The organism is Halolamina salina (assembly GCF_042678005.1).
GTDB classification, from domain to species: Archaea; Halobacteriota; Halobacteria; order Halobacteriales; family Haloferacaceae; genus Halolamina; species Halolamina salina.
This window is the reverse complement of sequence record NZ_JBHUDH010000098.1, coordinates 2,151-10,579: the sequence shown is the minus strand read 5'-3', so window position 1 is coordinate 10,579 and position 8,429 is coordinate 2,151. Positions and strand designations below refer to the sequence as shown.

7 protein-coding genes are annotated in these 8,429 nt (G+C 67.4%); 6 read left to right on the top strand and 1 reads right to left on the bottom strand.

Annotated features, from left to right (window positions below):
- Positions 1–95 precede the first annotated feature (95 nt).
- Positions 96–1,382, top strand: a complete 1,287-nt coding sequence (locus ACFR9S_RS09145; protein WP_379818470.1) for a DUF6498-containing protein — start codon at positions 96–98, stop codon at positions 1,380–1,382.
- An 89-nt stretch (positions 1,383–1,471) separates the two neighbouring features.
- Here ACFR9S_RS09145 and ACFR9S_RS09140 read toward each other — a convergent pair whose 3' ends face one another.
- Positions 1,472–2,437 carry a metallophosphoesterase family protein gene (locus tag ACFR9S_RS09140; protein ID WP_379731070.1) on the bottom strand — a complete coding sequence of 322 codons (966 nt, stop codon included), beginning with the start codon at positions 2,435–2,437 and terminating at the stop codon, positions 1,472–1,474.
- Positions 2,438–2,608: 171 nt separating this feature from the next.
- Here ACFR9S_RS09140 and ACFR9S_RS09135 point away from each other — a divergent pair, with 171 nt between their 5' ends.
- From ACFR9S_RS09135 to ACFR9S_RS09115, 5 genes are all read left to right on the top strand, one after another.
- Positions 2,609–4,513, top strand: a complete 1,905-nt coding sequence (locus tag ACFR9S_RS09135; RefSeq protein WP_379731071.1) for an ABC transporter substrate-binding protein — start codon at positions 2,609–2,611, stop codon at positions 4,511–4,513.
- Positions 4,514–4,639: 126 nt separating this feature from the next.
- Positions 4,640–5,686, top strand: coding sequence for an ABC transporter permease (locus ACFR9S_RS09130; RefSeq protein WP_379731072.1), 1,047 nt, complete (start codon positions 4,640–4,642; stop codon positions 5,684–5,686).
- A gap of 1 nt (position 5,687) precedes the next feature.
- Complete coding sequence (locus ACFR9S_RS09125) at positions 5,688–7,112, top strand: ABC transporter permease (protein WP_379731073.1); 1,425 nt, start codon at positions 5,688–5,690, stop codon at positions 7,110–7,112.
- Entirely contained in the window at positions 7,109–8,131 is a 1,023-nt protein-coding gene (locus ACFR9S_RS09120) for an ABC transporter ATP-binding protein (RefSeq protein WP_379731074.1), read from the top strand. The genes ACFR9S_RS09125 and ACFR9S_RS09120 overlap by 4 nt, the downstream gene beginning before the upstream one ends.
- Positions 8,128–8,429 (top strand): ATP-binding cassette domain-containing protein (locus tag ACFR9S_RS09115; RefSeq protein WP_379818469.1); only part of this gene is annotated, 302 nt, incomplete at its 3' end. The genes ACFR9S_RS09120 and ACFR9S_RS09115, both read left to right, overlap by 4 nt.

Genomic DNA, 8,429 nt, shown 5'->3' with positions numbered 1-8,429 from the left:
GGCGTCGGCGGGGCGCTCGTCGCCGGCGGCCTGCTGGCGGGCTGGATCGCCTACCGTGCGGCAGTTCGGCGGTTCGACGAGCACGAGCCGTACTGATGGCCGGGGACACGCCCGATCTCGACGCCGTCGCCGTCGTGATCGCCTCGAACCTCGTGGTACCGGCGGGGGTGCTGCTGCTCGACTGGTCGATCGCGGTGCTGTTCGGCGTGCTGGTCGCCGAACTCGCCGTCGTGTTCGGTTGGGCGCTGGTGAAGATCCCGTTCGCGGCCAAGCGCTCCCGCGGCACCGTCGATCGCTCCCGGCTCGCCGGGCTGTTCTACCGGCTCAGGGGGTCGATCCCGATGCCCGGGCCGATCCCCGGAGTCTACCCGCGCAATCTCCCGCCGCTGTTCGGCGGCGCCGTGATCGGCTCGGTCCTGCTGCTGTTCGTGGTCGCACTGTTCGGATTCGTCGCCGGCGGCGGCGTGACCGACGACGAGGCGGCCGCGATCGGCCTCGGCCTGCTGACGGTGTTGGTCCTCCGTAGCGGAGAGGAGTTCCTCGAGTACTTCGTCCGCGGCGGCTACCGCGAGCACTCCGCGCAGTCGACGTTCGCGCCGCCGTTCACGAGCCTGCTCGGGGTCGGATCGCTCCTCGTGGCCGGGGTGGCCGTCGACACCTCGGGGATCGCTGCCGACCGCGGCGAGGTCGTCCTCGCGCTGCTTGTCGGCGGGAAGCTACTCCTCGACCTGTGGGGGCTTCGGATCGAGGCCGACGAGGACCGCCACGGCGTGCTCGCCCGAATGTTCGGGAGCACGGCGACCGCTGTCGACCCCGAGTCGATCGACGAACCCGAAGCGGAGCCGAGGATCACACAGCGACCACCGCGGGGGGCCGCGCTCGTGGACGCGCTCCTCCGGGGGCTGGTGTACGGCGTGACCAGCCCGATCGCGTTCGTCGCGTTCGTCGGTGGTGGGTTCGGCCTCCTCGCGGGCGGGTTCCCGGCGGCCGCGCTGGCCGCGGCGGTCGTGCTCGCGCCGTTCGTGGCCGCCCGGGCCGTCGCGCGCTACCTCACGTACGGCGCTGTCGAGTACCGCTGTTACGACGGGCTGCTCGTCGTCGACAGCACGCTGCTCGACGCGGCACAGGCACGGCTACGCCGACAGGCTGTCGACGGCGTGGCGATCGACCGCGATCTCGTCGACCGCGCATTCGACACCGAGACGCTCGATTTGGAGGCCGACGGGCCGGACACGACGCCCGACTTCGGGCTGCCCGACCCCGACGAGCAGCCGGACGACGGCGTGAACGCGGATCGCCCGCGGACGCTCGCACACCTGTCCGAGGCGGGGACCGTCGTCGACGTGCTCGGGGTTCGGTGGATTCTGGAGCGGGACGGATAGCTCAGTCGCGGCGAAACCAGAACGCGGCGGGCGCGACGAGGGAGAGCGGGGCGAACTCCGACGCTCGACCCGACCTCACACGGACCGCGTCAGGACTCGTCGACCAGCGGGAACTGCGCCAGTCGGATCGCGGCCATGTCGGTCAGCCCCTTCCCGGTGACGGAGTCCTGATGGCGCTCGTAGTGGCCCAGCATCATCCCCTCGTGGTCGGCGACGGGGACGAGTCGGACCTCGGTGCCGTCGGGACCAACGTCGAACAGCAGATAGGACTGCGGGAACGAGCACGTCGTCGGCGACATGACCTCGCGGACGCCGCGCTCCTTCGTCGCCGAGGGGAGGTGGAGGTGGCCGGTGACGACGAGCGGCGCGTCGTGGGCTTCGAGCGTGTCGAGGAACGGCTCGGGGTTGCGCATCGTCGGCGGGATCGCCATCTCCGGCTCGTTGTTGTCGCGGTGCTGGACCAACTGCTCGGACATCGTCGGGAGGTTGTGGTGGACAGCGACCAGCGGCGTGTCGAGTTCGGGCAGCGTCTCGTCGAGCCACTCGAGCTGGTCGTCGGTGACCAGCCCGTCGTGGGAGTCGGTGAGCCAGTCGTCGCCGCCGGCGCTGTTGAGGCCGACCACGTCGACGCCGCCGACGCGCTCGTGGAACGGCAGCCCGTCCGGCGTGTAGCGCTCCTCGAACTCGCTCAGGGGGAGGTTCTCGTGGTCGTACCCCTCCTTCAGCACGTCGTGGTTGCCGGGCACCGAGCGGAACGGGGCGTCGAGGTCGGCGAGGATCTCGTCGGCGGCGTCGTAGTTCCAGCGCTCGCCGTCCTTGGTGATGTCGCCGACACAGAGCGTGTAGTCCACGTCGCGGTCGTTGATGTCCGCGACCGCGCTCTCGAGGTGGGCCTCGGTGTGCTCGAACAGCTTCGAAGTGCCTTCCTCGCGCGCGGAGACGTGCGGGTCCGCGACGACGGCGATACGGGTCCGCTCGTCGCTGCGCGGGCGCCGGAGGCGCGCCATCACGTTCCCGGGTGCGCTACCGTTGTGGTCGACTGGATCGACGGCCATACGGGGTGTGTGGCCACCCCGTTGATAAGCCCACGGAGGTCCGACGACGCGGGGGTCAGTATATATCTATATATAGGGAAACAGTCTCGAACCCTCGATTTTGGGAACTACAGTCCCAAACGCATACGCAGAGGGCAAACTATTTTTACGGTCGGTAATCCTGTTGAGGTGATGCCCGAGGAGAGCACTCGGCGATCGTTCTTGGCGGCGGCAGGCACCGGCGTTGCGGCGGCGCTCGCCGGCTGTGGCGGCAATGCACCCGATCAAACAGCGACGGAATCGCCCACCGACGAACCGATGGGCGGCTCCGACGACACCGACACCGACACCGAGGAGGGGACGCCCCAGTCCGGCGGCACCCTCCAGATGATGGCGACCGGCTCGATCCAGACGCTCGACCCCATCAACGCGAAGGGGTCCGGCGCCGGATACAACCAGTACAACCAGCAGCTGATGATGTTCCCGGACGGGGAGTACCCGCCGGAGGCGGCGCTCGCGACGGACTACGAGCTGTCCGACGACGGCCTGACGTACACGTTCACGCTGCGCGAGGACGCGACGTTCCACAACGGCGACGACGTGACCGCGGAGGACGTGGTCTACTCCTACCGCCGGCTCGCGGAGTCGGAGAACTCCCGGAACCGCGACGACATCGTCGGCGACACGATGACCGTCGCTCACGAGAAGGACGCGAGCCGCGCGTCCCCGGAGGACGAGACGACGCTCGCCGACGTGGTCCCGAACTCGCTGCAGGTCGAGGCCGTCGACGACTACACGTTCGAGATGACTCTCGCGAGCGAGTTCCAGTGGACGCTGTTCCAGATCGCGGGCGGCGCGTTCGCGATCCTCCCGGCGAACTCGGTCGGCGACATCGAGGGGTACGACGGCGAGTACTCCTACAACGAGTTCTTCAGCACGCAGGGCGACGGCCCGACGTTCGCCGGCGCCGGCGCCTTCCAGGTCGACTCCTGGAGCAAGGGTGACGCGATCACGCTGTCGGCGTTCGACGACTACTACGGCACCCAGCCCCAGATCGACGAGATCGTCTTCACGGTCGTCCCCGACGGCAACACCCGACTCAACCGCTTCGAGAACGGCAACGCCGACATCCTCGAGGGGATGCCGACGGCGTCGTTCACGCCGAGCAACGTCTCCATCGAGGAGGAGGACGGCAACAAGTCTCTCGGGACGTACGACCTCGGCGGCCAGACGGTCAACTACGGCCAGATCCCGTCGCTGACCACGGAGTACCTCGTGTTCAACACGCTCGAGGTTCCGATCCCGGTCCGGAAGGCGTTCGCCTACGCGCTGGACCAGCACTCCGTCGCGGAGAACGTCTACAAGGGCACCGCCACGCCGGCGTACCACATCACGCCGCCGGCGGCCTACCCCACGTTCGAGGAGGGCGTCGACTCGAACGACACGTACACCCGTCACGCGGAGAACGGCTACCAGTCCAACCTCGAGGGCGCGTCCGACGGCTACCCGTACGGCTACGGCGAGACCGACCTCGAGTCCGCGACGCAGGTGATGGAGGAGGCCGGCTACAGCTCCGACAACACCTTCGAGATCACGGCGACGACCATCTCGGGCAACAGCGCCTACCAGCGCGTGTTCACCCGCCTGCAGTCCAAGCTCCGGCAGGCCCACATCGAGATGGAGATCACCGAGGCGGAGTTCGGGACGATCATCAGTCAGGCGATCAGCGGCAGCATGGAAGTGTTCGCGCTCGGCGACGGGATGGAGTACCCCGGTCCGGAGAACTTCCTGCGGTTCCTCTACGGCGAGAGTCCCTCGGGGCAGTTCACCCGCTGGGGCGCCGAGGGGAGCTACCACAACGAGGAGCTCCGACAGACCGCCCTCGACGCGTGGGCGGAGAACTACGCGGGTGAGGATAGCACCGACCAGTCGGAGGCCGAGGCGTTCCAGACGATCGAGGAAGTCAACTGGCTCTCGATGCAGGAGCTGCCGATCGTCAACCCGGCCAGCCAGCGCTTCTGGCACCAGCACGTCGACGTGGAGATGTACGGCGTGATGGAGAACCAGACGTTCACCGACCTGACGCTCAGCCGGTAGAGCGCTAACCGGCCGGCTTTTCAATACCCCCTTCTTATCCCTGATCGAACGCACACGAATGCACGAAACACGCGGTCTCGACCTCCGGAACGCGCGTACTGAACAGTCGACTGACGGAGGCCAGACGTGAGCAGAGCCCGCTATCTCGCGAAACGCCTGCTCATGGCGATCCCGGTCGTGTGGCTCGGGACGTCGATGACGTGGTTCATCATCTTCATGGGGCCGATCGACCCCGCCGCACGCCTGCTGAGCGAGGGGCAGGTCCGGAACCCGGCCGCGTATCAGGCTGCACAGACCCAGCTCGGGTTGAACCAGCCCCCGCTCCAACACTACGTGGACTGGCTCTCGAACCTGCTGATGTTCGACCTCGGCCGTACGTGGCTGCTGTACCAGGGGTCGAACGTGAACGCGCTGATCCTCGATTTCCTCCCTCGGACGCTCTGGCTGGGGTTCTGGTCGGTGCTGATCGCGATCTTCATCGGCGTCCCGCTGGGGTTCTACGCGGGGATGCGGTCGAACACCGTCGCCGACTACGTCGCCTCGATGGGCGGAATCGTCTGGCGCGCGATGCCGAACTTCTGGCTCGGCATCATGCTGCTCGCGGTGCTTGGAAGCTCCCAAGCGATCTTCGGGTTCAGCTGGGAGACCCTCGGCCCGAACCTCACCTCCGGGATCTCCGGGAATCCCGATCTGAGCTATCTCTCCGGCAACCCGCTGGCCTTCTTCACCAATCCGAACGCGACGCTGCAGGCGATCAAGAAGGTGGCCCCGGCCGCGATCGTCCTCGGCTCGGCGTCGATGGGCAACGAGATGCGTATCGGCCGGACAGCCGTACTGGAAGTGAAGAATCAGGACTACGTCGAGCTCGCGAAAGTCAAGGGCGTCTCCGACCGCGCGCTCGTGTACAAACACATCCTCCGGAACGCGCTGGTGCCGCTGGTCCCGATCATCACCAGCGAGGCGTTCCTGCTGATCGGCGGCAGCGTGCTCGTCGAGTCCGTGTTCGGGATCAACGGGATCGGCTACCTGTTCTTCCAGGCGGCCATCCAGGGCGACCTCCCGCTCGTCGGGACACTGATGTACGTGTTCATCCTCATGATCGTCGGAATCAACCTCATACAGGACGTGCTGTACACGCTGATAGACCCGCGCGTCGGGCTGGAGGGCGAGTGAGATGGCGGTACGAACCTCTCACGTCACGGATACGCTCACCGACGGGCGGACGGCAGTGTGGGCCGCCGTCGGCGTCTTCCTGTTCGTGCTGGAGGCCGGCGCGCTCGCGAACTTCGTCGTCAGCCTCACCGTCGACGGACTGCTCGCGCTGCCGGGCGTCGATTCGATCGGCTTCCTGACCAGTCTGGAGAACGCGGCCCAGTCGATCCCCACGCTGCTCTCCCGGGAGACGATCCCCAACGGCGGCTACTACAACGGGAGCGGCTACGAGGGAACGTTCCTCGGCCTCTCGCCCGCGATGGCGTGGGCGCTGCGTGCGACGCTGATCTACCTCTACGCGTTCGCGGCGTTCGGGTGGGCCGTCTGGGGACTGCGCATCTACCGGCAGGAGTACCGCGCCGCCGACTGGACCCCCCGCGACGACATGCTCGACCGCTTCCGCGGCCACAAGTGGGGGATCTTCGGGCTGGTGATCGTGTTCATGTTCGTGACGATGGCGGTGTTCGCGCCCGCACTGGGGCCGACGACCGTCGACCAGAACATGCGTAACACGTACGGCAACGAGATCAGCTACTGGGACAGCGACACCAACTCCGTGGAGACGATCGTCGTCGGACAGGCGAACCTCAACTCCCTCTCACAGGGGAACGACCGGAACATCGGCCCGTGGCAGTACGACGACTTCGGGCGCTTCCACCCGTTCGGGACGATGCAGGACGGCAGCGACCTGTTCACCTTCTTGGTGGTCGGGTCGCGCATCTCCTTGGTGATCGGCGTGCTCTCGGTCGCGCTGAGCGCGTCGATCGCCGCCTCGCTCGCGCTCACCTCGGCGTACTACAAGGGCCGAGTGGACCTGAGCATGGTGCTGATCTCCGACGCCGTGATGGCGATGCCCCAACTGCTGCTGCTGATCATGCTCACGACCGTCCTCAAGGAGACGTGGGTCAGCGAGGTGTACAGCGGTGGGTTCCTGCTCGCGCTGATCTTCGCGTTCACCGGCTGGACGTACATGTGGCGGTCGATCCGCGGCCCGGCGCTGCAGATCGCCGAGCGCGAGTGGATCGACGCCGCCCGGAGCTTCGGGCAGACACCGATCACGATCATGCGAAAACATATGCTCCCTTACGTGACTGGCTACCTGTTGATCTACGGCTCGATGACGCTCGGCGGGGCGATCATCTCCATCGCGGGGCTGTCCTACCTCGGGCTGGGCGTCCAGCCGCCGACGCCGGAGTGGGGTCGCGCGGTCAACCTCGGACAGGACTACGTCCGGACCGGATCGTGGCACATCTCGCTGATCCCCGGCATCCTGATCACGCTGGTCGTGACCGGGTTCAACGCGCTGGGTGACGGCATCCGCGACGCGATCGACCCGCAGTCCGACAGCGCCGGCAGTGAGACCGCCGGGGCGGGGGGTGGCGCATGAGCGACACGCTGCTCTCCGTCGAGAACCTTCGCACCGTCTTCCACACCGACAAGGAGACGATCCGCGCGGTCGACGGCGTGAGCTTCGACGTCCAGCGCGGCGAGACCGTCGGGCTGGTCGGCGAGTCCGGCTCGGGCAAGTCCGTCACCGCCCGCTCGGTGCTCGGGCTGGTCGAGGAGCCGGGCGTGATCGAGGAGGGGTCGATCGAGTTCCGCGGCGACGAGCTCGTCGGCGGCAACTGGGACGAACACCGCGGCGACATCGCGATCGTGTTCCAGGACCCGATGAACTCGCTCAACCCCGTCTACACCGTCGGGAACCAGATCAAGGAGGCCCTCCGTATCCACCAGGGACTCCGCGGGCAGGAGGCGACCGACGCCGCGATCGAACTGCTGGAGGACGTTGGGATCCCCGACGCCGCCCGCCGCGTGTCGGAGTACCCCCACCAGTTCTCCGGCGGGATGCGCCAGCGCGCGGTCATCGCGATCGCGCTGGCCTGTGACCCGGACCTGCTGGTCTGTGACGAGCCGACGACCGCACTCGACGTGACGATTCAGGCCCAGATCCTCGAACTGCTGGACGAGCTTCAGCGCGAGGAGAACCTGGGCGTGCTGTTCATCACCCACGACATGGGCGTTATCGAGGAGACGACCGACCGCGTGAACGTGATGTACGCCGGCGAGTTCGTCGAGAGCGCGCCGGTCGACGAGCTGTTCGACAACCCCCGCCACCCCTACACCCGGGGGCTGCTCGCGAGCATTCCCGGCCGGACCGCCGGCGACGAACGGCTGCCGACGATCGAGGGCGAGGTGCCGACCTCGACGAGCAAACCCACGAGCTGTCGGTTCGCGCCGCGGTGTCCCCACGCGTTCGAGGACTGCGAGCAGGTCCATCCCGAGCGGAAGGACGTGGGCGACGGCACGGTCGACCACGAGGCGGCGTGTCTCCTCTACGACGACCGGTTCGAGGAGTCGGCGCCCGAGGAGAAGTTCGCGGACGACGGAGGTGAGCGCGCGTGAGCGCCGAACCGTTCCTCGAAGTCCGGAACCTGAAGAAGTACTACGACGACGGCGGCCTGTTCGGCGGCGATCCCGTGAAAGCCGTCGACGGCGTCAGCTTCGACATCCGCGAGGGCGAGACGCTCGGGCTCGTCGGCGAGTCCGGCTGTGGGAAGACCACGCTGGGGCGGACGATCCTCAACCTCGAGAAGGCGACCGAGGGGGAGGTCGTCGCCGACGACACCGACGTGACCAGCATCTCGGGGCGGGAGCTCCGGGAGTGGCAGAGTCAGGCCCAGATGGTGTTTCAAGACCCCGA

What these genes read in the sequence shown, in the direction of transcription:
- ACFR9S_RS09145 (WP_379818470.1), top strand. Translation starts at nt 96, where the DNA reads ATGGCCGGGGACACGCCCGATCTCGACGCCGTCGCCGTCGTGATCGCC.
- ACFR9S_RS09120 (WP_379731074.1), top strand. Translation starts at nt 7,109, where the DNA reads ATGAGCGACACGCTGCTCTCCGTCGAGAACCTTCGCACCGTCTTCCAC.
- ACFR9S_RS09125 (WP_379731073.1), top strand. Translation starts at nt 5,688, where the DNA reads ATGGCGGTACGAACCTCTCACGTCACGGATACGCTCACCGACGGGCGG.
- ACFR9S_RS09135 (WP_379731071.1), top strand. Translation starts at nt 2,609, where the DNA reads ATGCCCGAGGAGAGCACTCGGCGATCGTTCTTGGCGGCGGCAGGCACC.
- ACFR9S_RS09140 (WP_379731070.1), bottom strand. Translation starts at nt 2,437, where the DNA reads ATGGCCGTCGATCCAGTCGACCACAACGGTAGCGCACCCGGGAACGTG.